Source organism: Erwinia sp. BNK-24-b (genome assembly GCF_047456155.1).
GTDB classification, from domain to species: domain Bacteria; phylum Pseudomonadota; class Gammaproteobacteria; order Enterobacterales; family Enterobacteriaceae; genus Erwinia; species Erwinia phyllosphaerae.
Map to the genome: position 1 here is coordinate 54,932 of NZ_CP179901.1, position 23,135 is coordinate 78,066.

21 protein-coding genes and 1 pseudogene are annotated in these 23,135 nt (G+C 55.0%); 15 read left to right on the plus strand and 7 right to left on the minus strand.

Features of this window, described 5'->3' with window-relative positions:
- Entirely contained in the window at nt 1–474 is a 474-nt protein-coding gene (locus tag ACMGGR_RS00290) for a thioesterase family protein (protein ID WP_246762186.1), read from the minus strand.
- A 172-nt stretch (nt 475–646) separates the two neighbouring features.
- Between ACMGGR_RS00290 and pldA the strand changes: the two genes are divergently transcribed.
- Both pldA and recQ read left to right on the plus strand, forming a co-directional pair.
- Nucleotides 647–1,525: a phospholipase A gene (gene pldA, locus ACMGGR_RS00295; RefSeq protein WP_246762188.1), complete on the plus strand. Its 879-nt coding sequence runs from the start codon at nt 647–649 to the stop codon at nt 1,523–1,525.
- Between the two features lie 47 nt (nt 1,526–1,572).
- On the plus strand, nt 1,573–3,399 hold the full coding sequence (gene recQ, locus ACMGGR_RS00300; protein ID WP_246762190.1) for an ATP-dependent DNA helicase RecQ: 1,827 nt from the start codon (nt 1,573–1,575) through the stop codon (nt 3,397–3,399).
- A gap of 79 nt (nt 3,400–3,478) precedes the next feature.
- Here the strand turns inward: recQ and rhtB are convergent, their stop codons facing one another.
- Nucleotides 3,479–4,102: a homoserine/homoserine lactone efflux protein gene (gene rhtB, locus ACMGGR_RS00305; protein WP_246762192.1), complete on the minus strand. Its 624-nt coding sequence runs from the start codon at nt 4,100–4,102 to the stop codon at nt 3,479–3,481.
- Between the two features lie 104 nt (nt 4,103–4,206).
- On the opposite strand from rhtB, the gene pldB reads away from it, so the two are divergent.
- Nucleotides 4,207–5,193: a lysophospholipase L2 gene (gene pldB / locus ACMGGR_RS00310; RefSeq protein ID WP_414147902.1), complete on the plus strand. Its 987-nt coding sequence runs from the start codon at nt 4,207–4,209 to the stop codon at nt 5,191–5,193.
- A 52-nt stretch (nt 5,194–5,245) separates the two neighbouring features.
- Nucleotides 5,246–6,046 carry a sugar/pyridoxal phosphate phosphatase YigL gene (yigL, locus tag ACMGGR_RS00315; RefSeq protein WP_246762196.1) on the plus strand — a complete coding sequence of 267 codons (801 nt, stop codon included), beginning with the start codon at nt 5,246–5,248 and terminating at the stop codon, nt 6,044–6,046.
- Between the two features lie 30 nt (nt 6,047–6,076).
- Here the strand turns inward: yigL and glpQ are convergent, their stop codons facing one another.
- Complete coding sequence (glpQ, locus tag ACMGGR_RS00320) at nt 6,077–7,123, minus strand: glycerophosphodiester phosphodiesterase (RefSeq protein WP_414147903.1); 1,047 nt, start codon at nt 7,121–7,123, stop codon at nt 6,077–6,079.
- Nucleotides 7,120–8,457, minus strand: coding sequence for a glycerol-3-phosphate transporter (glpT, locus tag ACMGGR_RS00325; protein WP_246762200.1), 1,338 nt, complete (start codon nt 8,455–8,457; stop codon nt 7,120–7,122). The genes glpQ and glpT overlap by 4 nt, the downstream gene beginning before the upstream one ends.
- 331 nt (nt 8,458–8,788) lie before the next feature.
- On the opposite strand from glpT, the gene ACMGGR_RS00330 reads away from it, so the two are divergent.
- A complete protein-coding gene (locus tag ACMGGR_RS00330) occupies nt 8,789–9,649 on the plus strand; it encodes a carboxylate/amino acid/amine transporter (protein WP_414147904.1) in 861 nt (286 codons plus the stop codon).
- A 118-nt stretch (nt 9,650–9,767) separates the two neighbouring features.
- On the opposite strand, the gene ACMGGR_RS00335 is transcribed toward ACMGGR_RS00330, so the two are convergent.
- Both ACMGGR_RS00335 and metR read right to left on the minus strand, forming a co-directional pair.
- Entirely contained in the window at nt 9,768–10,247 is a 480-nt protein-coding gene (locus ACMGGR_RS00335; protein ID WP_414147905.1) for a DUF1456 family protein, read from the minus strand.
- 140 nt (nt 10,248–10,387) lie between these two features.
- A complete protein-coding gene (metR, locus tag ACMGGR_RS00340; protein ID WP_246762207.1) occupies nt 10,388–11,329 on the minus strand; it encodes an HTH-type transcriptional regulator MetR in 942 nt (313 codons plus the stop codon).
- A 135-nt stretch (nt 11,330–11,464) separates the two neighbouring features.
- Between metR and metE the strand changes: the two genes are divergently transcribed.
- Nucleotides 11,465–13,735, plus strand: a complete 2,271-nt coding sequence (metE, locus tag ACMGGR_RS00345; protein ID WP_414147906.1) for a 5-methyltetrahydropteroyltriglutamate--homocysteine S-methyltransferase — start codon at nt 11,465–11,467, stop codon at nt 13,733–13,735.
- A 183-nt stretch (nt 13,736–13,918) separates the two neighbouring features.
- Here the strand turns inward: metE and ACMGGR_RS00350 are convergent, their stop codons facing one another.
- A complete protein-coding gene (locus ACMGGR_RS00350; protein ID WP_414147907.1) occupies nt 13,919–14,740 on the minus strand; it encodes a dienelactone hydrolase family protein in 822 nt (273 codons plus the stop codon).
- Between the two features lie 261 nt (nt 14,741–15,001).
- Here ACMGGR_RS00350 and udp point away from each other — a divergent pair, with 261 nt between their 5' ends.
- The 9 genes and pseudogenes from udp to tatD all read left to right on the plus strand — a co-directional run bounded on the left by udp (nt 15,002) and on the right by tatD (nt 23,135).
- Nucleotides 15,002–15,763, plus strand: a complete 762-nt coding sequence (gene udp, locus ACMGGR_RS00355) for a uridine phosphorylase (RefSeq protein ID WP_246762212.1) — start codon at nt 15,002–15,004, stop codon at nt 15,761–15,763.
- Between the two features lie 95 nt (nt 15,764–15,858).
- The gene (gene rmuC / locus ACMGGR_RS00360) at nt 15,859–17,361 is read left to right on the plus strand and encodes a DNA recombination protein RmuC (RefSeq protein WP_246762214.1); all 1,503 of its coding nucleotides are present in this window, start codon (nt 15,859–15,861) and stop codon (nt 17,359–17,361) included.
- A gap of 74 nt (nt 17,362–17,435) precedes the next feature.
- On the plus strand, nt 17,436–18,191 hold the full coding sequence (ubiE, locus tag ACMGGR_RS00365; protein WP_246762216.1) for a bifunctional demethylmenaquinone methyltransferase/2-methoxy-6-polyprenyl-1,4-benzoquinol methylase UbiE: 756 nt from the start codon (nt 17,436–17,438) through the stop codon (nt 18,189–18,191).
- Between the two features lie 12 nt (nt 18,192–18,203).
- Nucleotides 18,204–18,809, plus strand: a complete 606-nt coding sequence (gene ubiJ, locus ACMGGR_RS00370; RefSeq protein WP_414147908.1) for a ubiquinone biosynthesis protein UbiJ — start codon at nt 18,204–18,206, stop codon at nt 18,807–18,809.
- A complete protein-coding gene (gene ubiB, locus ACMGGR_RS00375; protein ID WP_246762220.1) occupies nt 18,806–20,443 on the plus strand; it encodes a ubiquinone biosynthesis regulatory protein kinase UbiB in 1,638 nt (545 codons plus the stop codon). Before ubiJ ends, ubiB begins: the two co-directional genes overlap by 4 nt.
- A gap of 97 nt (nt 20,444–20,540) precedes the next feature.
- Nucleotides 20,541–20,786, plus strand: coding sequence for a twin-arginine translocase TatA/TatE family subunit (gene tatA / locus ACMGGR_RS00380; RefSeq protein WP_246762221.1), 246 nt, complete (start codon nt 20,541–20,543; stop codon nt 20,784–20,786).
- 3 nt (nt 20,787–20,789) lie between these two features.
- A pseudogene (gene tatB / locus ACMGGR_RS00385) lies at nt 20,790–21,311 on the plus strand (Sec-independent protein translocase protein TatB); the annotation flags it as partial.
- Nucleotides 21,312–21,517: 206 nt separating this feature from the next.
- Entirely contained in the window at nt 21,518–22,276 is a 759-nt protein-coding gene (tatC, locus tag ACMGGR_RS00390) for a Sec-independent protein translocase subunit TatC (protein ID WP_246762223.1), read from the plus strand.
- Nucleotides 22,277–22,352: 76 nt separating this feature from the next.
- Nucleotides 22,353–23,135 (plus strand): 3'-5' ssDNA/RNA exonuclease TatD, encoded by a 783-nt coding sequence (tatD, locus tag ACMGGR_RS00395; RefSeq protein WP_414147909.1) that lies wholly within the window; start codon nt 22,353–22,355, stop codon nt 23,133–23,135.

Genomic DNA, 23,135 nt, shown 5'->3' on the forward strand with positions numbered 1-23,135 from the left:
TCAGCCTACAAGATAGGTTGCCGTGGTGCTGGCGATATAAAGCCCGGCGTCATTATGCAGCTCAACTCGCGCCACGGCGACCTTATTGCCGCCGCGCAGCAGGCTGCTGGTCGCGATAAAACGCTCGCCGCGACCGGGCCGTAAATAGTCAACGCGCAAATCGATAGTGCCCATACGCGACAGACGCTGGCGTAGCTCTTCTTCCGTAATCGCTTCCTGCCGCGTCAATGCGCTGCTGACGCAAACCAGACCGGCCGCCACGTCCAGCACCGCAGCAATCACGCCGCCATGCAATATTTTCTGCGCAACGTTGCCGACCAGCTGCGTCTGATTCGCAAAGCTCAGTTCTGCATAGTCAGGCTCCAGCCGCTCCAGCGTCAGGCCAAGCGTGCGGTTGAACGGCATATCATAAACAAAAATTTCGCCAATCAGGCGGCGGGCGGCGTCCCGATCGAGCAAAGCAGGTGAGGTCATAAAAAATTCCTTTGTAGCGTAAGTCGCTTACCGGACTGGCTATTTTTGCCGGTCGTTAACAGGCCTTCCACTTTACAAAAACAGCACTAATGTCGGCCACCAATTCTGTGTAGAATGGCGTGCTTTTTACACACACGTATAACAATTCCGTTTTGTTCTGGAGAACAACACTATGTCTATGCTGAAAGGCCTGCTGGCCGCAGCGCTTCTGTTCCCCACGCTGGTTCTGGCGCAGGAAGCGACGGTCACAGAGGTGCACGATCAGCCCGCCGTTCGTGGCAGTATTATTGCTAACCTGTTGGAAAAGCATGACAACCCTTTTGTGCTTTTTCCTTATGAAAGCAACTACGTACTGTACACCGACACCAGCAATATCAATAAAGACGCAATCAGCTCCTACAACTGGGCCAACAAAGCCAAGCACGATGAAGTCAAATTTCAGCTGAGCCTGGCGTTTCCGCTATGGCGGGGCATTTTAGGTGACAACTCGGTGCTCGCGGCCTCTTATACTCAGGGATCCTGGTGGCAGCTCTCTAACCGTGGCGCCTCTTCGCCGTTTCGCGAAACGAACTATGAGCCGCAAATTTTCCTGGGCTGGGCTACCGACTACAGCTTTGCAGGCTGGACGCTGCGTGATGTGGAGATGGGCCTGAACCATCAGTCGAACGGCCGATCGGATCCGACCTCGCGCAGCTGGAACCGTGTTTACGCTCGTTTGATGGCGCAAAACGGCAACTGGCTGGTTGAGGCAAAACCCTGGTACCGTCTTCCAGAAAGCGAAAATAATGACGATAACCCTGATATCACCAAATACATGGGGTATTATCGCCTGACTGTCGGTTACCAGCTGGGCGAGAGCGTTTTCAGCCTGCAGGGCAACTACAACTGGAACAGCGGCTACGGCGGCGCGCAGGCGGGCTGGAGCTATCCACTTACCGAACACGTTCGGTTCTATACGCAAGTCTTTAGCGGCTATGGCGAATCGTTGATTGACTATAACCACCGCCAGACCAGGGTCGGCGTCGGCGTCATGCTGAACGACCTGTTTTAACGCTTTTTGGGCAGCCGCCGCGCTGCCCGCCATCAATTGGAGTACACGTGTCTACGGCTGCAGTGATTAATCAGGAAGCGCTGGCGCAGCAGGTTTTGCAGGAAACCTTCGGCTACCAGCAGTTTCGTCCCGGGCAGCAAACCATCATTCAGGCTTCATTGCAGGGACGCGACTGTCTGGTCGTCATGCCAACCGGCGGCGGAAAATCGCTTTGCTACCAGATTCCGGCTCTGGTGCGTGACGGCCTGACGCTGGTGGTTTCGCCGCTGATCTCATTGATGAAGGATCAGGTCGATCAGCTGTTGGCTAACGGCGTGGCCGCCGCCTGCCTGAATTCCACGCAGAATCGCGAGCAGCAGCAGGACGTTTTAGCCGGCTGCCGCACGGGCCGCATCAAGTTACTGTATATTGCGCCCGAACGTCTGATGATGGACAACTTCCTGGATAATCTGGCGCACTGGAATCCGGCGATGCTGGCGGTGGATGAAGCGCACTGCATTTCGCAATGGGGACACGATTTCCGGCCTGAATATGGCGCGCTGGGCCAGCTGCGTCAGCGGCTACCGGACGTTCCGGTGATGGCGCTGACCGCTACCGCCGACGAAACCACGCGCAACGATATCGCACGGCTGCTACAGCTTAACGATCCCCTGATTCAGGTCAGCAGTTTTGACCGTCCTAATATTCGCTATACGCTGGTAGATAAATTTAAGCCGACGGAGCAGCTGCTGCGTTATGTGCAGGATCAGCGCGGCAAGTGCGGCATTATTTACTGCAACAGCCGGGCGAAAGTAGAAGATACCGCCGCGCGTTTGCAAAGCCGTGGAATGAGCGTGGGCGCCTATCATGCCGGAATGGACAACGAGCATCGCGCCCGCGTGCAGGAAGCCTTTCAGCGTGACGATTTGCAAATCGTTGTCGCTACGGTCGCTTTTGGCATGGGCATCAACAAGCCCAACGTGCGTTTCGTGGTGCACTTTGATATTCCTCGCAATATCGAATCCTACTATCAGGAAACCGGTCGCGCCGGTCGCGATGGCCTGCCTGCCGAAGCGCTGATGCTTTACGATCCGGCAGATATGGCGTGGCTGCGCAAATGCCTGGAAGAGAAAGCCCCCGGTCCGCTGCAGGATATTGAACGCCATAAGCTCAACGCCATGGGTGCCTTCGCCGAGGCGCAGACCTGTCGCCGCCTGGTGCTGCTGAACTATTTCGGCGAAGGACGCCAGCAGCCGTGCGATAACTGCGATATCTGCCTGGACCCGCCAAAACGTTACGATGGTACGGTTGAGGCGCAGAAGGCGCTCTCCTGCATTTATCGCGTCGGCCAGCGTTTCGGTATGGGTTACGTGGTTGAGGTTATTCGTGGCGCAAACAATCAGCGCATCCGCGATATGCAGCACGACAAGCTGCCGGTTTACGGCATCGGCCGCGATCAGAGCCACGAGCACTGGGTCAGCGTGATCCGCCAGCTTATCCATCTGGGGCTGGCGACGCAGAATATCGCCATGCACTCTGCGCTACAGCTGACGGAAGCCGCACGCCCTGTGTTACGTGGCGAAGCGCCGCTGCTGCTGGCCGTGCCGCGTATGGTTACCGTCAAGCCGCGCAACAGCAGCCAGAAGTCATTTGGCGGCAATTACGATCGCAAGCTGTTCGCCAAGCTACGCAAGCTGCGTAAGGCGATTGCCGATGAAGAGAATATTCCGCCTTACGTGGTGTTTAACGACGCGACGCTGATAGAGATGGCCGAGCAGATGCCGTTAACCGCTTCGGAAATGCTGAGCGTCAACGGCGTGGGCCAGCGCAAGCTGGAACGCTTCGGCAAGCCGTTTATGGTAATGATCCGCGAGCACGTTGACGGCGAGGAATAAAAACCCCTGCTGTGCTCTGGCTTAAAAACGGCCTGATGAAAGTTTAGCAACAACCTCAGGCCGGTTTGTCCACCCGTGTTCAGGCAATCCGGCGGGCCGAGGCCAGCAGCGCGCCTACCGCAATAAACATTCCGCCAAACAGCCGGTTGAGCAGCTTCATCTGCTTTGGCCCTCTGATCCACACGGCAATACGCTGAGCCAGCGTGGCGTAGCCAATCATCACGATAATATCGACCACCACGGTCGTTACGCCCAACACCAGATACTGCATCGCCTGCGGCTGGCCAGGGATAATAAACTGTGGGAAAAGCGCCGCCAGAAAAACGATGCTTTTCGGGTTAGTCAGATTGACCAGCACCGCACGTTTAAATAGCTTACGGCGCGGCATCGCTCTGGCGACCGCCTGCAAGTCTATTGCCCCAGCGGAGCGCCACTGCTGAATACCGAGCCAGACCAGATAGCCAGCGCCCGCCCATTTCAAAACCTCAAAAGCCAGCACGGACTGGGAAAACAGCGCGCCAAGGCCAATACCGACCAGCAAGATATGCGCTGCCAGGCCCACCTGTAAGCCAGAAATGGATGCCGCCGCGCCGCGATAGCCGTGGCTGATACCGGTACTCATCGTGTTAATCGCCCCCGAACCTGGCGAAAGACTTAAAATGCTGGTGGTTAAAAGGTAGGCCAGCCACCATTGGATGGTCATTGGGTAAGGCTCCCTGAGAATGCAGAAGTATGACACAATACGCCTTTGTGACAGCGCGAGCCAGAAAGGTCATGCCGGATAAGCAAAAAGCGGAGATGAGGTGAATGAACAAGGCTGCCAAAAGCTGGTTAAATCGTGAAAAAGCCTTTGCCGCTTTTGCTACTGGCCCGCTGCTGGATTTCTGGCAGCAGCGGGAAGAGGACGAGTTCATCGGCGTAGAAAACGTTGCCATTCGCTACGTCCGCTTCACTTCTCCGCAACACAACAAGGTTATCCTTGTCTGCCCAGGCAGGATCGAAAGCTACATAAAATATCCTGAGCTGGCCTACGATTTGTTTCACTGCGGTTACGACGTGATTATTGTCGATCATCGCGGCCAGGGACGATCCGGCCGGTTATTGCAGGATTCCCATCGCGGTCATGTAGAGCTATTCGATCACTATGTTGACGATCTGGAAACGCTTTATCTGAAAGAGATCCTCAGCCAGCACTATCTGCATCGCTACGCGCTGGCTCATTCGATGGGGGGCGCAATTTTAACGCTGATGCTGGCCAGACAGCCAAAAGCTTTTGACGCCGTGGTGCTGGCCTCGCCGATGTTCGGTATCTTTTTGCCAATGCCGCTGTGGATGACGCACTGTATTTTGACATGGGCGGAAAAACGCCCGGCGGTGCGCGACGGCTATGCCATAGGCACGGGAAGATGGCAGCCGAGGCCGTTTGGCATCAATCAGCTGACGCACAGCCGTGAACGCTACCGGCGCAACCTGCGCTTTTATGCTGACGATCCGGGACTGCGCGTCGGCGGCCCCACCTACCACTGGGTTAAAGAAGGCATTCTGGCCGGGAAAAATATTCTGGCTCAGGCAAAAGAGATCGTCACGCCGCTGCTGCTGTTGCAGGCCGAGGCGGATAAAGTGGTGGATAACCGCGCGCAGGATCTTTTTTGCCAGACCATGAAGGCGGCGGGCAATCCGTGCGAAGGCCCGCTGACTATCGCTGGCGCGCGTCATGAGATCTTGTTTGAAAAAGACAGTATGCGCGCCGAAGCACTGGAGGCCATCGTGGCGTTTTTCGCCCGGCATCCTTGATTCACTACTCAGATATGGCTACGGCAACCGACAACCATTAACCAGAGGTTTTATGTACCCTATTGTTGCTTCCGATCTTGACGGCACGCTGCTGTCACCGGATCACCGTCTATCCGCTTTTGCCCGCGAAACGCTTCAGCTGCTGACGCAGAAAGGCGTCCACTTTATTTTTGCCACCGGTCGTCATCACATTGATGTGGGCCAGATGCGCGATAGCCTGGGCATTGACGCTTTTATGATCACTTCAAACGGCGCGCGCGTGCATAATACCGCCGGCGAGCTGGTATTTAGCCACAACCTGGAAGAGGATATCGCTCGTGAGCTGTTTGCTCTGCATCACAGCCATGAGGATATTTATACCAACGTCTATCGCGATGAAGAGTGGTTTCTTAACCGCCATCGTCCTGAAGAGATGGACTTTTTCCGTGAATCCGATTTCAACTATCAGGTGTACCAGCCGGACTCTTTGCCTACTGACGGCATCAGCAAAGTCTTTTTTACCTGTGCTAAACCAGAGCTGCTGATCCCGCTGGAAGAGGCGCTGATTGCGCGCTGGGGCGATCGCGTTAACGTGAGCTTCTCGCTACCGACCTGTCTGGAAGTCATGGCGGGGGGCGTTTCCAAAGGTCACGCGCTGGATGCGGTCTCCCGCACGCTTGGCTTTACGCTACAGGACTGCATCTCCTTCGGCGATGGCATGAATGATAAAGAGATGCTGACCATGGCGGGCAAAGGCTGCATCATGAGCAACTCGCATCAGCGCCTGAAAGATCTGTTGCCCGATCTGGAAGTTATCGGCAGCAACGTGGATAACGCTGTGCCGAACTATCTGCGCAAGCTGTATAACGTCTGAGAAATTCGCCTCCGTGACGGAGGCGAAAAATCAGCGCTGTAAAAAATGTACGGCCTTATCCGGAAAATCGGTAAACAGGCCGTCCACTCCCGCCTGGTTATAAAGCACATCGTAAAGCTGGTCGACGTTATCAACCCAGTCGGGAAGGCTGTCGGCACGCACCGTATAAGGGTGCACCACCAGCTTGTTCTGATGCGCCTCTTTGACCATCTCCGTCAGGCGAACATGGCCTCTGGTGGAGCCGCTGGCGATCAGCATATGATAATCGGGGCCGATGCCGTCAACAAAACGGGCCAGGTTTTTCATCGCGCCCGGCTGCAGCATCCAGTCATAGCTATAGTTCACCCACCTGCCGTTTTGCAGCTCCTGCGTTTCCTTTGCATCCGTTTCGGTAATCAGCTGCACCAGCTTCAGGTTCATATTGCGCTGGGGTTCCAGCTCCGTTTTAATGCGTTTAAGTTCGTTATAGTCAAAGCACTGCAAATAGACGTTATCGCTTTTACTGCTGTAGCCGTACTGCTTCAGCACATCCAGCACCTTCGCTGAAATATCTTTCCCTTCCTGACGATGAAACCAGGGCGCTTTAATCTCCGTATAAATTCCCACATTTTTGCCGGTTGAATGGTTTAACCCCTGAATAAATTCAATCTCTTCCTCAAAAGTATGAATATGGAAATCCGACTTATTCATGGGGAAACGCTGCGGGAATGTCTGTACTTTTTTACCGTCTTTTAGCGTAAAGCCTTCGGTAAAATTCAGGCCCTTAATTTCGGCCAGCGTAAAGTCGATGGCGTAGTAGCGGCCATCTTTTCTGGCGCGCTGTGGATAACGTTCGGCGACATCCGTCACGCGGTCCAGATAATGATCGTGCAGCACGACCAGCCGATCGTCTTTGGTCATCACCAGATCCTGCTCAAGGAAATCGGATCCCTGGGCGTAGGCCATCGCTTTGGCGGGCAGCGTGTGCTCCGGCAAATAGCCGCTGGCACCCCGATGGGCAATAACAATCTTACTCTCTCCGGCGGCCGTGACGCTGAGCGAAACGCTCAGCAGCAGCGTGGCTAACAGTTTTTTCATCGTAGTGCTCCTCGTTTTCTTTCGCTCAGCATGGTGACAACCAGCAGGATAACCGCCAGCACGCCGCCGCCGATCATCACGATAAAACCGCCGTCCCAGCCAAAGTAGTCCACGGTATAACCCACAATGGCGCTGGCGGCTACGGAGCCGCCAAGGTAGCCAAACAGGCCGGTAAAGCCCGCCGCCGTACCCGCCGCTTTTTTAGGGGCCAGCTCCAGCGCATGTAAGCCAATCAGCATCACCGGGCCATAAATCAAAAAGCCAATAACGATCATGCAGCTAATATCTACGCCAGGATTGCCCGGTGGATTTAGCCAGTAAATAACGGTAGCCAGCGTGACCAGCACCATAAAGAACACGCCGGTTGCGCCACGGTTGCCTTTAAATACTTTATCGGACATCCAGCCGCACAGCAGCGTGCCGGGAATACCGGCATATTCGTAAAGAAAGTAGGCCCAGGAAGATTTATCCAGCGTGAAGTGTTTGACCTCTTTTAAATAGGTCGGCGACCAGTCCAGAATGCCGTAGCGCAGCAGGTAAACAAAAACATTGGCCAGCGCGATATACCAGAGCAGCCTGTTGGGCAAAACGTACTGCATAAAGATCTGCCTGGCGGTCAGCTCCTTTTCCTGATCTTGATCGTAGTCGGGCGGGTAATCGTTTTTATATTCTTCGATGGGCGGCAGGCCGCAGGATTGCGGCGTATCCCGCATTAATACGCAGGCTACGACGGCGATCAGAATGGCAGCGAAGGCGGGCATATAGAACGACGCTTTCCAGTCGTTAAACCAGTACATCCCTAATAAAAAAAGCAGGGGGGGAATACCGCCGCCGACGTTATGCGCGCAGTTCCACACGGAAACAATGCCGCCACGCTCTTTTTGCGACCACCAGTGCACCATAGTGCGGCCACACGGCGGCCAGCCCATGCCCTGAAACCAGCCACAAAGAAACAGCAGTACAAACATCACCATAATACTGGAGGTGGCCCAGGGGACGAATCCCATAAAAAGCATTACCAGGGCGGCCAGAATTAATCCGGCCGGGAGAAAGAATCGGGGATTAGAGCGGTCGGAAACGGAACCCATAATAAATTTTGAAAAACCATAGGCGATAGAAATCCCCGAAAGGGCAAAACCTAAATCGCCGCGAGAAAAGCCTTGTTCAATCAGTGAGGGCATGGCCAGCGCAAAGTTTTTTCGCACCAGATAATAGGCGGCGTAGCCGAAAAAAATCCCGAAAAATATTTGCCAGCGCAAACGGCGATAAAGTGGGTCAGTTTGCGCGTCATCAACGCGCGGTCGGTGAGGTGCCGGTCTGAATAGCGATAACATATTTGCCTCCAATGGCGCACTATCTTCTCTTTAGACTTAGCCTGATTCAGGGTGGCGCGAGCGTAAAAGAAAACGGGCCGGCATGCTGTGAAGGAGGGCGCAAAGTATTCTCTTTTATGAGAATCAAAGCGAATTATGTGGCGCGCTTCTCTGAATCTGTTTTTAAAGCGTAAACAGCCTGGCAAATTCAAATACATCGGAAATAACAATTTAAAGCGTGCGTAAAAGATGTTCGTTAGCTTGATAATTGCTCAGATGTAAACCAGGTATTTTCCTGCCGTTGGACGAACTTCGCTACACTACGCCCACTTTTCATTGCAGAGTTTTTATCGTGATTTTACTGATTATCACCACCGTCCTGTGGGCCTTTTCATTTAGCCTGATAGGTGAATACCTTGCAGGCCAGGTAGATAGCGTGTTTTCGGTGCTGATTCGCCTGCTGCTTGCCGCCGTAGTATTTTTACCTTTCCTGCGCTGGCGCGGTTATCGACTTTCTACGCTGTTGCTCTATATGGCAGTAGGTGCCCTGCAACTGGGCATTATGTACCTTATTAGCTTCCAGGCTTATCTGTATCTTAGCGTTTCAGAACTGCTGCTGTTTACGGTAATGACGCCGCTCTATATCACTCTGATTTACGATCTGATGAGCGGTCGTGGCGTACGGCCTGGCTATGCCCTGAGCGCGCTGCTGGCCGTAGCGGGTGCCGCTATTATTCGCTATGACAAAGTCAGCGATCATTTTTGGTTTGGTTTGCTGCTGGTGCAGCTGGCCAATATCTGCTTTGCCGTTGGCATGGTCGGCTACAAGCGCCTGCAGGAAACGCGGCCTATGCCGCAGCACGCTGCTTTTTCATGGTTTTATCTTGGCGCGGCCATCGTAGCGGTTATTGCCTGGTTCCTGTGGGGAAATCCGCAAAAATTACCTACCACCACGCTTCAGTGGGGAATTTTGATCTGGCTGGGCGTAGTAGCTTCCGGGCTGGGCTATTTTATGTGGAACTATGGCGCTACGCAGGTTGATGCCGGCACGCTGGGAATAATGAACAATATGCATGTTCCTGCCGGACTGTTGGTCAACCTGGCGATATGGCAGCAGCAGCCGCACTGGCCAAGTTTTATTATTGGGGCAACGGTAATTTTTGCTTCGTTATGGGTGCACAAGCGCTGGGTATTACATAAACCTTCCCGGTAAGAAGGTAATAAAAGTCCCTCAGGGATGTTTCTTTGAGGGGATTTTTATCACGTTGTTAAAGCGAGATAAATATTCCCGGTAGAATCAGGTAAACGGCAGCATTAAAGCTGCCATTAAATTAATCTTTTTTTACGGCGGCCGGACGCAGTTTCATCGTCAGACCCTTCAGAAAGTTTCTTAAAATCTGGTCGCCGCATTCGCGATAGTTTTTATGTCCCGGCTTGCGGAAAATCGCGCCAATTTCAGACTGCCCAACGGCAAAATCGGCCAGCTTTAGAATATCCAGAATATCGGTAGTTTTTAAATCAAAAGCGATACGCAGCTTTTTAATAATAATATTGTTGGTCATTTTGCGTTCGATAGAGGGTTCTGGCGCATCCTCGCTCTTACCACGACGTTTAAAAATCAGGCCGTTCAAAAAGTAGCCCATAATCACGTCCGGACAGGCGCGAAAGCCTGCTTCATCTTCCTTTTTCAGAAAGGTTTGCATCTCGGCCTCAGTGACTTCGCTTTCTGCCAGCGCAAGGATGGCAACCATCTGGGCATCGCTCAGGTTCAGCATGTAGCGCACGCTGCGCAGTACGTCGTTATTGGTCATAAAAATCTCATCAGGTCAGAATCGTTGCGCGCATTATAGAGACAAATGACTTTGGATACAGGAATACCGCCAGCAGAAGCTGACGGACGGGTTAGCAAACGATTGGCTACAAGGCTATGAGCGTCGACAGGTAAGCCTGTTCAGGAGTGGGCCAGAGAAACCAGCGGCGGCGTACCGGGTGCCGAAGCATCTTTAACGCGCGGCAGATGTTCGCAGGCGTGCTGGCAAGCAGAGCGGATAAAGGCTTCCGTTACCGGCTGGCGCTGTTCGCCATCGCGCACGGCGGCGTATAAGCGGCTCCATAATCCCTTGCCAAGCGTTTTTGTTACCACCAGCCCCTGATGTTCAAAGCTTTCTACTACCCAGTGCGGCAGAGCGGCAATGCCCATTCCTGCAGAGACCATCTGAATAAGCAGCAGCGTATTGTCCACGCTTTTCAGCGCCGGGCTGACGTTAGCAGGCTGCAAAAAGTGCCGCCAGATATCAAGCCGCTGCCGCTGCACCGGATAAATCATCAGCACCTCATGCGCTAAGTCTTCCGGTGAAATATGCTCCACCTTTGCCAGCGGATGATCGGGAGCCAGCACCAGGCGCACTTCAAAATCGAACATGGGCGAATAGAACAGTCCGCTACGCGGCAGGATATCGGAAGTCAGTACCACGTCCAGCTCACCTTGCTGCAGCGCAGGCTGCGGATCGAACGTCACGCCGGATTTAAAATCCATCATCACCTGCGGCCAGACCTGGCGAAAATTATTCAGTGCGGGCGTCAGCCACTGAATGCAGCTGTGGCATTCAATCGCGATACGCAACGTGGTCTGGTGCGGCTCATGGCAAGCCTGCAGCGCATGTTGAATTTGCGGCAATATCTGCTCGGCCAGCTGTAACAGGATTTCTCCCTGCGGCGTAAAACGCAGCGGCTGGCTTTTTCGCACGAACAGACGGAAGCCCAGACGCTGTTCCAGGTCGCTGAACTGGTGGGATAACGCCGACTGCGTCTGATGCAGCTGCGCGGCGGCGGCGGCCAGCGAACCGGTGTTGCGCAGCGCTTGCAGCGTCCGCAGGTGTTTGAGTTCGATCATGAGAGTCCTTCACATCGACAATGAACAATTTGCGCTTGTGGTCACTACAGTACCTGCGGATTATAGATGTGTAAACATCTGGACGGCTAAAAGCCCGATTACCAGGGCAACGGCCGGTAACTGAGGAAAGCACTGATGACTATTTTAAACCATACGCTCGGTTTCCCACGCGTCGGCCTGCGCCGCGAACTGAAAAAAGCTCAGGAGAGCTACTGGGCAGGCAACAGTACGCAGGAAGAGCTGCTGAAAGTTGGCCGCGAGCTGCGTGCCCGCCACTGGGAACAGCAGAAACAGGCGGGCGTGGACTACGTGCCGGCTGGTGATTTCGCCTGGTACGATCATGTTCTGGCAACCAGCCTGCTGCTCGGCAACGTGCCTGCGCGACATCAAAATAAAGATGGCGTTGTCGATCTGGATACCTTGTTCCGCCTGGGCCGAGGCCGTGCGCCAACCGGCGAGCCTGCCGCCGCCGCCGAAATGACCAAATGGTTTAACACTAACTATCACTATATGGTGCCGGAATTCGTTAAAGGCCAGCAGTTTAAGCTGAGCTGGACGCAGATTCTGGATGAGGTAGACGAAGCGCTGGCGCTGGGCCATAAAGTAAAACCCGTCCTGCTTGGCCCGGTGACTTATCTGTGGCTGGGCAAAGTAAAAGGCGAACAGTTTGACCGCCTTAGCCTGTTAAAAGAAATCCTGACGGTTTATCAGCAGGTGCTGGCCGAACTGGCGAAGCGCGATATTGAATGGGTGCAGATTGATGAACCTGCGCTGGTGCTGGAGCTTCCGCAGGAATGGCTGGATGCGTATAAACCGGCTTACGACGCGCTACAGGGACAGAGCAAACTGTTGCTGACGACCTATTTTGACAGCGTCGGTACCAGCCTCGAAACTATCGTAAAGCTGCCGGTGCAGGGTTTGCACGTCGACCTGGTGCACGGTAAAGATGATATCGCCGCGCTGAACGCCAAAGTGCCTGCCAGCTGGCTGCTGTCGGTAGGCGTTATCAATGGTCGTAACGTCTGGCGTGCCGATCTGAACAGCTGGTTTACCCGCCTGCAGCCGTTGGTGGGCAAGCGTCAGCAGCTATGGATCGGCTCTTCCTGCTCGCTGCTGCATAGCCCAATCGATCTCAACGCCGAAACCCGTCTGGATGAGGAAGTAAAAAGCTGGTTCGCCTTTGCGCTGCAAAAATGTCAGGAGCTGGCGCTGCTGAGTACGGCGCTGAACAATAACGATCCGCAAGCGCTGGAAGCCTGGAGCGCGCCAGTCCGTGCCCGTCGTGAATCGACCCGCGTTCATAATCCAGCGGTCAGTAAGCGTCTGGCTGCGATTACGGCAAAAGACAGCGAGCGCCGCAGCAGCTATAGAGTGCGTGCCGAAGCCCAGCGCCAGCGCTTCCAACTGCCTGCCTGGCCCACCACGACCATTGGCTCTTTCCCGCAGACCACTGAAATTCGCGGCCTGCGGCTGGACTTCAGGCAGGGCCGTCTGGACAGCAGTAATTATCGCACCGGCATCGCTGGACATATCAAACAGGCGATCGTCGAACAGGAGCGTCTGGGCCTGGACGTGCTGGTGCACGGCGAAGCTGAACGTAACGACATGGTGGAATATTTTGGTGAAAACCTGGACGGCTTTGCCTTTACCCAAAACGGCTGGGTGCAGAGCTATGGCTCCCGCTGCGTCAAGCCGCCGGTTATCATTGGCGACGTCAGCCGTCCGCAGCCCATTACCGTTGAATGGGCGAAATATGCACAATCACTGACCGACAAACCTGTTAAAGGCATGTTGACCGGCCCGGTCACTATTCTTTGCTGGTCTTTCCCTCGTGAAGACGTTTCCCGCGAAACTATCGCGAAGCAAATTGCCCTGGCGCTGCGTGATGAAGTCGAGGATCTGGAAAAAGCGGGCATCGGCATTATCCAGATTGATGAGCCAGCGCTGCGCGAAGGGCTACCGCTGCGCCAATCTGACTGGGCCGACTATCTGCAATGGGCCGTGGAGGCGTTCCGCCTGAACGCTGCCGTAGCGCGGGACGATACCCAGATTCATACGCATATGTGTTACTGCGAGTTCAACGACATTATGGACTCGATCGCCGCGCTGGATGCCGATGTGATTACCATCGAGACTTCGCGTTCGGATATGGAGCTGCTGGAATCGTTTGAAGATTTTGACTATCCCAACGAAATTGGGCCGGGCGTTTACGATATTCACTCGCCGAACGTTCCGAGCGTGGAATGGATAGAGGCGCTGCTGCTGAAAGCAGCGAAGCGTATTCCGGTAGAGCGTTTATGGGTCAATCCGGATTGCGGTCTGAAAACGCGCGGCTGGACGGAAACGCGGCAGGCGCTGGCAAACATGGTGGAAGCCGCCCGTCAGCTGCGTAAAACCATCGCCTGAGCTTAATCTTGCGGTGGTATCGGGGCGCGCTGCGCCCCTTAAACTGCTGACAAATTTACACGGTCAGTGCGTTGCGGCATTTTTTGCAGGGACACCGTAGCCTCCGCAGCTGTTCACTGGCCTGAATGCGACCTGATGTTTGCACATGAGTTTGTCAACATTCTCCTGGGCGCGCTGCGCCTCTTATTTAACGTCGTGCTGCCGGAACCAGGCCAGCATGCGCTGCCAGCCATCTTTGGCGGACTCTTCATGATAGCTGGGGCGATAGTCGGCGTTAAAAGCGTGTCCGGCATCCGGGTAAACGATAATTTCCGCCGTTGAGTTCGCCGCACGCAGCGACTGGCGCATCGTCTCAATACTTTCCTGCGGGATACTTTCATCCAGGCCGCCGTAAAGCCCCAATACCGGCGCGTTCAGTTCGGTAGCAATATCCACCGGGTGCTTTTGCTGCTGCATGGTTTTGTCGCCCACCAGCTTGCCATACCAGGCAACGCCCGCTTTCAGCTGTGGATTATGAGCGGCATATAGCCAGGTAATCCGGCCGCCCCAGCAGAAACCGGTGATGCCCATATTGCGCATATCGCCGCCGTGGCGCGACGCCCAGTTTGCTACGTGGTCGAGATCGGCCAGCACCTGCGTATCCGGAACTTTGCTGACTAACTCTGTAAACAGGGTAGGAATATCGTTGTAGTCGTTGGGATCGCCCTGACGGAAATAAAGCTCCGGCGCAACGGCCAGATAGCCTTCCGTAGCCAGACGGCGGCAGATATCGCGAATATGCTCGTGCACCCCAAAAATTTCCTGTACTACCAGAATGACCGGCAGCGGGCCGCTGGCATTACGCGGTTTGGCATGAAAAGCGGGCATATTTTCGCCCTGAGTCGGGATGGAGGTTTCTCCGGAAATAATATCAACGCTGTCGGTAACGATGGTGGTTGCGGCGGCAGGTGAAACCGCAGGAGCGAATCCACCACGGCTTTGAGTCTGATTATCGTCGGTTTTCATGGTCTCTCCGTGCATGCAGTAGCGCAATCAGCTAACTATAGCCAGGATTACGTTGCGGGCAGATGAAGTCTGTTTGCCATTCTTAAACGGCGGCGCAGCGCTAACCGCCTGAAAAAGGCTTTTGTGTGATCAAACTCACTATTTAATAAGTTCCAAATGTAATTTTCATTGTTCGTGGTGAAGCTACTCACACAATTGTGGGCCGATTTACGCTACTGTAGACGTTTTTCCCCTATCGATTTTCCGTCACAGGAGTTTGCCATGGCACAGTCAGACGTTTTTCACCTGGGTTTAACCCGAGCCGATCTTCAGGGCGCGACCCTCGCCATCGTGCCGGGCGATCCGGAACGAGTAAAAAAAATCGCCGCGTTGATGGATAATGCGGTACATCTGGCTTCACATCGCGAATTCACCACCTGGCGCGCTGAAATTGACGGCAAAGCGGTGATCGTTTGCTCAACCGGCATCGGCGGCCCTTCTACTTCTATCGCTGTTGAAGAGCTGGCGCAGCTGGGCGTACGTACCTTTCTGCGCGTAGGCACCACGGGCGCAATCCAGCCGGGAATCAACGTTGGTGACGTGCTGGTGACCACAGGCTCCGTACGCCTGGACGGCGCAAGCCTGCACTTTGCGCCGCTGGAGTTCCCGGCCGTAGCTGATTTCACCTGCACCACCGCGCTGGTAGAAGCGGCTAAAGCTGCAGGCGCCACCACGCATATTGGCGTAACGGCCTCTTCCGATACCTTCTATCCGGGACAGGAACGTTACGACACCTATTCGGGTCGCGTTGTCAGCCGTTTCCAGAACTCCATGAAAGAGTGGCAGCAGATGGGCGTGCTCAATTATGAGATGGAATCCGCCACCCTGCTGACGATGTGCGCCAGCCAGGGACTGCGTGCCGGTATGGTTGCTGGCGTTATCGTTAACCGTACCCAGCAAGAGATTCCGGATGCGGAAACCATGAAGAAAACGGAAAGCGATGCGGTACGTATCGTGGTTGATGCCGCGCGTCGCCTGATCTAGCCCACCCAAACGTGGAGCATCACGCTTTTTAGCTCGACATTCCCCTGGCGCGACCTTACCTTTTCAGCCAGTGAAGGTTGTGCAGGAGAAAGCGAGTGGATGCAACAATAGGTTACGGCATCATCACCGGTCTGGCAGGTTTGCTGACTGGCTGGGGTGTCGCCTGGTATCAGAGTCAGCAGCGTGCGGCGCGTCAGGAAACGGAGCGCCGGCTGCTGCTGCAATCCACTGAACAGCTTCGTCAGGATCGCGACAGGCTGGCGCAACAGCTCACAAGCCAGCAGCAGACGCAGCAACAGCAGGAGCGGGAACTGCGCCAGCTGCATGGTGTCTCTGCCGCCGCGCAGGAAAAACTCACCCAGCTTGACCACTGGCGTAGCGAAGCCACCCAGCTCAACAACGAACTGCGTAACCAGCTGGAGATCAACAGCGCTCAGGAAGCCGAACTGCGCGAGGTCACTATTCGGCTGGAAGAGAGCAGGCTGGCGGCGGAAGAGAAGCAGCGTCTGCTGATCAACAGCGAGCAGCGCCTTAACGCGCAGTTTGAAAATCTTGCCAACCGTATCTTCGAAAACAGCAACCGTCGTGTTGATGAACAGAACCGTCAGAGCCTGGACGGTCTGCTTTCCCCGCTGCGTGAACAGCTGGATGGTTTTCGCCGCCAGGTGCAGGAAGGCTTTGGCCAGGAAGCGCGGGAGCGCCACACGCTATCGCATGAAATCCGCAGTTTACAGCAGCTCAATGCCCAGATGGCGCAGGAAGCGATCAACCTGACCAAAGCGCTGAAAGGCGACAATAAAATGCAGGGCAACTGGGGCGAAGTGGTGCTCAGCCGCGTGCTGGAAGCCTCCGGCCTGCGCGAAGGCCATGAGTACGAAACCCAGGTCAATATTCAGCTGGAGCAAAACGGCCGCATGCAGCCGGACGTTATCGTGCGCTTGCCGCAGGGCAAAGATGTGGTGATCGACGCCAAAATGACGCTGGTGGCCTACGAGCGCTATTTCAACGGCGAAGATGAGGTCACGCGCGAAGCGGCGGTTAGCGAACATATCGCCTCCGTTCGCAGCCACATTCGCCTGCTGAGCCGTAAAGATTATCAACAATTGCCGGGTTTACGCTCGCTGGATTATGTGTTGATGTTTATCCCGGTGGAACCCGCTTTCCTGGTGGCTATCGACAGGCAGCCGGAGCTGATTAACGAGGCGCTAAGCCAGAATATCATGCTGGTTAGCCCCACGACGCTGTTGGTCGCGTTGCGCACCATTAACAATCTGTGGCGCTACGAGCATCAGAGCCGCCATGCACAGCGCATCGCTGACCGGGCGGCCAGGCTGTATGACAAAATGCGCCTGTTTGTCGACGATATGTCTGCGATGGGACAAAACCTGGATAAAGCGCAGGAAAGCTATCGCCAGGCGATGAAAAAGCTGGCGGAAGGGCGGGGCAACCTGATAGCGCAGGCCGAAGGCTTCCGTCAGATGGGCGTGCCCATCAAGCGGCCAATCAATCCCCATCTGGTAGAGCAGGCGCTGCCGGATACGCCAGAGGCGGAAGAAGAAGCGCTGGCGGCGGCGAATATCCATCGCGTTAACGAATAACCCGCAAGGCAGTGCCTGGCCTGCGGGACTCTGATACACTTGGCAGATAACTGATTGCAGAGCAGGCAAAACAAATGGCAGATGAATCAAAGGACACCACCCATTTTGGCTTTCGCACCGTAGCGAAAAGCGACAAGGCTGAAATGGTGGCTGATGTTTTCCATTCCGTTGCGGCCAAATATGACCTGATGAACGACCTGATGTCGTTCGGCATCCACCGTGTCTGGAAACGTTTTACTATCGACTGTAGCGGCGTTCGTCGCGGGCAGCGCGTACTGGATCTGGCTGGTGGTACCGGCGATCTGACCGCAAAATTTTCCCGCCTGGTGGGTGAAACCGGCGAAGTGGTGCTGGCCGACATCAACAGCTCAATGCTGAAAGTAGGCCGCGAAAAACTGCGCAACAACGGTATTATCGGCAACGTGAATTACGTGCAGGCGAATGCAGAAGCCCTGCCGTTCCCCGATAACCACTTCGACTGCATCACCATTGCTTTCGGCCTGCGTAACGTCACCGAAAAAGAGAAGGCGCTGGCCTCCATGTTCCGCGTGCTGAAGCCGGGCGGACGTTTGCTGGTGCTGGAGTTTTCTAAACCGCTGCTGGAACCGTTAAGCAAAGCCTACGACGCTTACTCTTTCCACATTCTGCCGCGTATTGGCGAGCTGGTGGCGAAAGATTCCGAAAGCTATCGCTATCTGGCCGAGTCGATTCGTATGCATCCGGATCAGGATACGCTGAAGCAGATGATGGAAGATGTCGGTTTTGAAAACACTACCTATCACAATCTTACCGGTGGCATCGTTGCGCTACACCGCGGATTCAAGTTTTAAACAGGATAGCGAATGACCTTAACGCCGCTGTTAACCGCAGGGCTGGAAACGGCGCTCAACCAGATTCTCTATCGCGATCGCGGTCTGAAAGCGGCGCGTCAGCGTCTGAACGGCAAAAGCCTTACCGTTGAGCTGGCCGAGCTAAAACAGCCGCTGATTTTTATCTTCAGCGACACGCAGGTCGACGTGTTGGGCGACTGGAACGATACGCCGGACTGCAAAGTAAAAACCCGCGTGGGGACGCTGCGTAAACTGCGCGATCGCCAGCAGTTGACCAGCTTGATCCGCAGCGGCGAGCTGGAAGTTGAAGGCGATTTGCAGGTTGTGCAGCAGTTTTCCGCGCTTCTTGACCTGGCCGAACTCGATCCCGCTGAGTATCTCGCGCCCTGGACAGGCGATGTTGCCGCCCAGGGCATTAGCCAGGCGGCACGTCGCGGCCTGCAGTTTTTCCGCGGCGACTTCAGCCGCAAGCAAAGCTATCTGAGCCAGGCATTAACGGAAGAGTGGCGTCTGGCCCCTGGCGGCCTGGAGCTGGCCTGGTTCAGTGAAGAAGTTGATGCCGCCGCGCGCGAACTGGATGCGCTGGAAACCCGTCTTAACCAACTGGAGGGCAAATGACCCTCGGAGAAATACGTCGACTTTACTTCATTATCCGCATCTTTCTTAGCTACGGTCTTGATGAGCTGATCCCCAAAACCCGGCTGGCGTTGCCGCTGCGGCTATGGCGTAAGTCACTGTTCTGGATGCCCAACCTGCATAAAGATCGCCCGCTGGGCGAGCGCATCCGTCTGGCGATGGAGCAGCTGGGCCCGGTGTGGATTAAATTTGGCCAGATGATGTCCACGCGCCGCGACCTTTTTCCGCCGCATATCGCCGATCAGCTGGCGATGCTGCAGGACAAAGTGGCGCCTTTCGATGGCGTTTTGGCAAAGCAGCAAATTGAGCTGTCGCTTGGCCGCAAGGTTGAAACGCTGTTTGATGATTTTATGATTAAGCCGCTCGCTTCCGCTTCTATCGCTCAGGTTCATACCGCGACGCTGAAAGAGAACGGCAAGGAAGTGGTGATCAAAGTTATCCGCCCGGATATTTTGCCGGTCATAAAAGCGGATATGAAGCTGATCAACCGCATGGCGGCCTGGGTGCCGCGCCTGTTGCCTGACGGTCGCCGTTTGCGCCCGCAGGAAGTCGTCGCTGACTATGAAAAAACGCTGATTGACGAGCTTAACCTGCTGCGCGAAGCGGCCAATGCTATACAGCTGCGCCGCAACTTTGACAGCAGCAAGATGCTCTACGTACCGGAAATCTATTCGGACTACTGTAGCGAAACCATGCTGGTCATGGAGCGCATTTACGGTATTCCTATTTCCGACGTGGTGCAGCTTGAACAGCATGGCGTCAACATGAAGCTGCTGGCCGAGCGTGGCGTACAGGTATTCTTTACCCAGGTTTTTCGCGACAGTTTCTTCCATGCCGATATGCATCCCGGCAATATTTTTGTCAGCTATGACCATCCGGAAGATCCGCAATATATCGGCATCGACTGCGGTATCGTCGGTTCACTGAACAAAGAAGATAAGCGCTATCTGGCAGAGAACTTTATCGCCTTCTTTAATCGCGATTACCGCAGGGTAGCGGAGCTGCACGTCGATTCCGGCTGGGTGCCGCCGGATACCAACGTGGAAGATTTTGAGTTCGCTATCCGTACCGTATGTGAACCTATCTTTGAGAAACCGCTGGCGGAAATCTCTTTCGGGCACGTCTTGCTGAATCTGTTTAACACCGCGCGCCGCTTCAATATGGAAGTGCAGCCGCAGCTGGTGCTGCTGCAAAAAACGCTGCTGTATGTAGAGGGCGTAGGGCGGCAGCTCTATCCACAGCTCGATTTGTGGAAAACCGCCAAGCCGTTCCTGGAAGACTGGATTAAAGACCAGATCGGTATTCCCGCTATCGTCCGCGCGCTGAAAGAGAAAGCGCCGTTCTGGGCGGAAAAACTGCCGGAGCTGCCGGAGCTGTTTTATGAAAGCATGAAACACCACAAGCATTTGAAGCACAGCGTCGATAAGCTTGCGCATGACCTGAGAAGCGATCGGACGCGGCATCATCAGTCACACTATCTGTTTGGCATTGGTGCCACGCTGCTGTTAAGCGGCACGGCTATTTTGCTGAGCAGGCCGCAGTGGGATTTGCTGTCGGCCGTTATGGTCGCTGGCGGACTGGTGAGCTGGCTGGTGGGCTGGCGTAAAACTGGCTAACCGTCATAAAAGGTAAAGAAGGCTGGCGAGGCTTTGCGCGGCGCCAGCCCGCTTATATACTGCGAAATCCGCATTAACCGATTACAGAGGCAATAACATGGGCGGTATAAGTATCTGGAAGTTATTGATTATTGTCGTACTTGTTTTTTTGATCTTCGGCTCTAAAAAATTGCGCCACCTTGGATCCGACCTGGGCGCATCGCTCAAGGGCTTCAAGAAAGCGATGAGCGACGATGACGAGAAAGAAAAAAATCACGCTAATGATGCTGACTTCCACGCCACTCTGGCCGAAAAACAGCAGGCAGAAGCTAAGAAAGAAGACATTAAGAACGACAAGGTGTAAGCCGTGTTCGACATAGGTTTTAGTGAACTGATTCTGGTGTTTGTGATCGGGCTGGTGGTATTAGGCCCGCAGCGTTTGCCCGTGGCGGTAAAAACGGTCGTTGGCTGGATGCGCGCGCTGCGTTCGCTGGCGGCTAACGTGCAAAACGAGCTGGCGCAGGAACTGAAGCTGCAGGAGCTGCAGGACAGCCTGAAGAAGGTGGAAGAGGCGAGCAAAAACAGCCTGACCCCTGAACTGAAAGCTTCCATGGAAGAGCTGAAGCAGTCTGCCGAATCGATGAAGCGCTCTTATCTGGGCGATCATGAGAAAGCCGACGACGAAGCAAACACCATTCATAACCCGCTGGTAAAAAACGCGCAGGATTCTCACGAAGGCGTGACGCCTGCGGCTGCCGATCATCTGGCAACCGCACCGGCACAGGCGCCTTCTGGCGAGGCTGATAAAGCAGCGGCTGTTTCAGCAGCAGAGACGCCGGTGGTGCACGTCTCTCCGGCAGCCAGTGAACCCGCTGCGGCTCCGGCATCTGATGGCAGCAAGCCGATTCCAGCGGCCGCAACGCCAGCCTCTGTTGCCAGCACATCCGCTCCTGCTACCGCAGCACCCGCTGATGGCGCACGGGCCGCAACGCCGACACCTGCTACCGCAACGCAGGCTCCAGCCGCCGCACAGGATGACGCGCCGCTTTCCAGCCGTGCGCCGGTTTCCACTCAGCAACAGGATGAACGCTAAACATGGCTGTTGAAGATACCCAACCACTGATCAGCCACTTAATTGAGCTTCGCAAACGGCTGCTGAACTGCATTATTGCCGTGCTGGCTATCTTTCTGTGCCTGGCCTTTTTCGCTAACGACATCTATCAGATGGTTTCTGCGCCGCTGATTAAACAGATGCCGGCCGGAGCCAGCATGATTGCCACCGACGTGGCTTCGCCCTTCTTTGCGCCGGTCAAGCTGACCATGATCGTTTCGGTATTTCTTGCCGTGCCGGTCATCCTCTACCAGATTTGGGCCTTTGTCGCGCCAGCGCTCTATCGACACGAACGCAGGCTGGTCGTACCGCTGCTGATTTCCAGTTCATTCCTATTCTATATAGGCATGGCTTTCGCCTACTTTGTTGTCTTTCCGTTGGCCTTTGGCTTCTTTGCCAAAACCGCACCGCAAGGCGTACAGATCGCTACCGATATCAACAACTATCTCGATTTTGTGATGACGTTGTTTATGGCTTTCGGTATCTCTTTTGAAGTGCCGATCGCTATCGTGCTGCTGTGCTGGACGGGCGTAACGACACCGGAAGAGCTGAAAAAGAAGCGCCCTTACGTGCTGGTCGGTGCTTTTATCGTCGGCATGCTGCTGACGCCACCGGATGTGCTTTCGCAGACGCTGCTGGCTATTCCGATGTACTGCCTGTTTGAAGTCGGCGTCTTCTTCTCGCGCTTCTATACGGGACTGCGCCGTGAGGACAACGAACACGAAGAAACCGAATCGGAGTAGTCGCGAGCGCGTGCCGCTGTCGGTTTCCAGTTTAATAATAACCGCCCGAAAGGGCGGTTACTGTTTGGAACAAGCTATGTTTGATATTGGGGTTAACCTGACCAGCACGCAATTCGCAAAAGATCGCGATCGGGTAGTAAAACACGCCGTTGACGCTGGCGTTACCGGCATTCTGATTACCGGCACAAACGCGCTTGAAAGCCAGCAGGCGCAAAGCCTGGCGAAACGTCGGCCGGGCTACTGCTGGTCTACCGCAGGCGTACATCCGCATCATGCCAGCGAATGGTCAGCGGAGACCTCAGCCACTTTAAAAAGGCTGGCGGAAAGCCCGGAAGTCGTTGCGATTGGTGAATGCGGGCTGGATTTTAATCGTAATATCTGCGGGCCTGAGCAGCAGGCTTATGCGTTTAACGCGCAGCTGGCGCTGGCTGCCGATCTTCAGCTTCCCGTCTTTCTTCACTGCCGCGAGGCGCACGACCGTTTTCTGGAAATATTACAGCCGTGGCTGCCAAAGCTGCCCGGCGCGGTAGTGCACTGCTTTACCGGCAGTAAAGCAGAACTGGAAGCCTGTCTGGCGGCCGGACTCTATATCGGCATTACGGGATGGGTGTGCGACGAGCGTCGCGGGACAGAACTGCGGGAACTGATGCCGCTGATTCCGGCTAACCGGCTTTTAGTGGAAACCGATGCGCCTTACCTGATACCGCGCGACATGCGGCCACGGCCAGCTTCCCGACGCAACGAGCCGTGCTTTTTACCGCACATTATTGAACAGGTTGCGCTGTTACGCGGTGAGGAAGCTACGACGCTGGCGCAACAGTGCGATAGCAACGCCCGCGAACTGTTCCGCCTGAATTAA

What these genes read in the sequence shown, in the direction of transcription:
- ACMGGR_RS00290 (WP_246762186.1), bottom strand. Translation starts at nt 474, where the DNA reads ATGACCTCACCTGCTTTGCTCGATCGGGACGCCGCCCGCCGCCTGATT.
- pldA (WP_246762188.1), top strand. Translation starts at nt 647, where the DNA reads ATGTCTATGCTGAAAGGCCTGCTGGCCGCAGCGCTTCTGTTCCCCACG.
- rhtB (WP_246762192.1), bottom strand. Translation starts at nt 4,102, where the DNA reads ATGACCATCCAATGGTGGCTGGCCTACCTTTTAACCACCAGCATTTTA.
- pldB (WP_414147902.1), top strand. Translation starts at nt 4,207, where the DNA reads ATGAACAAGGCTGCCAAAAGCTGGTTAAATCGTGAAAAAGCCTTTGCC.
- yigL (WP_246762196.1), top strand. Translation starts at nt 5,246, where the DNA reads ATGTACCCTATTGTTGCTTCCGATCTTGACGGCACGCTGCTGTCACCG.
- glpQ (WP_414147903.1), bottom strand. Translation starts at nt 7,123, where the DNA reads ATGAAAAAACTGTTAGCCACGCTGCTGCTGAGCGTTTCGCTCAGCGTC.
- glpT (WP_246762200.1), bottom strand. Translation starts at nt 8,457, where the DNA reads ATGTTATCGCTATTCAGACCGGCACCTCACCGACCGCGCGTTGATGAC.
- ACMGGR_RS00335 (WP_414147905.1), bottom strand. Translation starts at nt 10,247, where the DNA reads ATGACCAATAACGACGTACTGCGCAGCGTGCGCTACATGCTGAACCTG.
- metR (WP_246762207.1), bottom strand. Translation starts at nt 11,329, where the DNA reads ATGATCGAACTCAAACACCTGCGGACGCTGCAAGCGCTGCGCAACACC.
- metE (WP_414147906.1), top strand. Translation starts at nt 11,465, where the DNA reads ATGACTATTTTAAACCATACGCTCGGTTTCCCACGCGTCGGCCTGCGC.
- ACMGGR_RS00350 (WP_414147907.1), bottom strand. Translation starts at nt 14,740, where the DNA reads ATGAAAACCGACGATAATCAGACTCAAAGCCGTGGTGGATTCGCTCCT.
- udp (WP_246762212.1), top strand. Translation starts at nt 15,002, where the DNA reads ATGGCACAGTCAGACGTTTTTCACCTGGGTTTAACCCGAGCCGATCTT.
- ubiE (WP_246762216.1), top strand. Translation starts at nt 17,436, where the DNA reads ATGGCAGATGAATCAAAGGACACCACCCATTTTGGCTTTCGCACCGTA.
- ubiJ (WP_414147908.1), top strand. Translation starts at nt 18,204, where the DNA reads ATGACCTTAACGCCGCTGTTAACCGCAGGGCTGGAAACGGCGCTCAAC.
- ubiB (WP_246762220.1), top strand. Translation starts at nt 18,806, where the DNA reads ATGACCCTCGGAGAAATACGTCGACTTTACTTCATTATCCGCATCTTT.
- tatA (WP_246762221.1), top strand. Translation starts at nt 20,541, where the DNA reads ATGGGCGGTATAAGTATCTGGAAGTTATTGATTATTGTCGTACTTGTT.
- tatC (WP_246762223.1), top strand. Translation starts at nt 21,518, where the DNA reads ATGGCTGTTGAAGATACCCAACCACTGATCAGCCACTTAATTGAGCTT.
- tatD (WP_414147909.1), top strand. Translation starts at nt 22,353, where the DNA reads ATGTTTGATATTGGGGTTAACCTGACCAGCACGCAATTCGCAAAAGAT.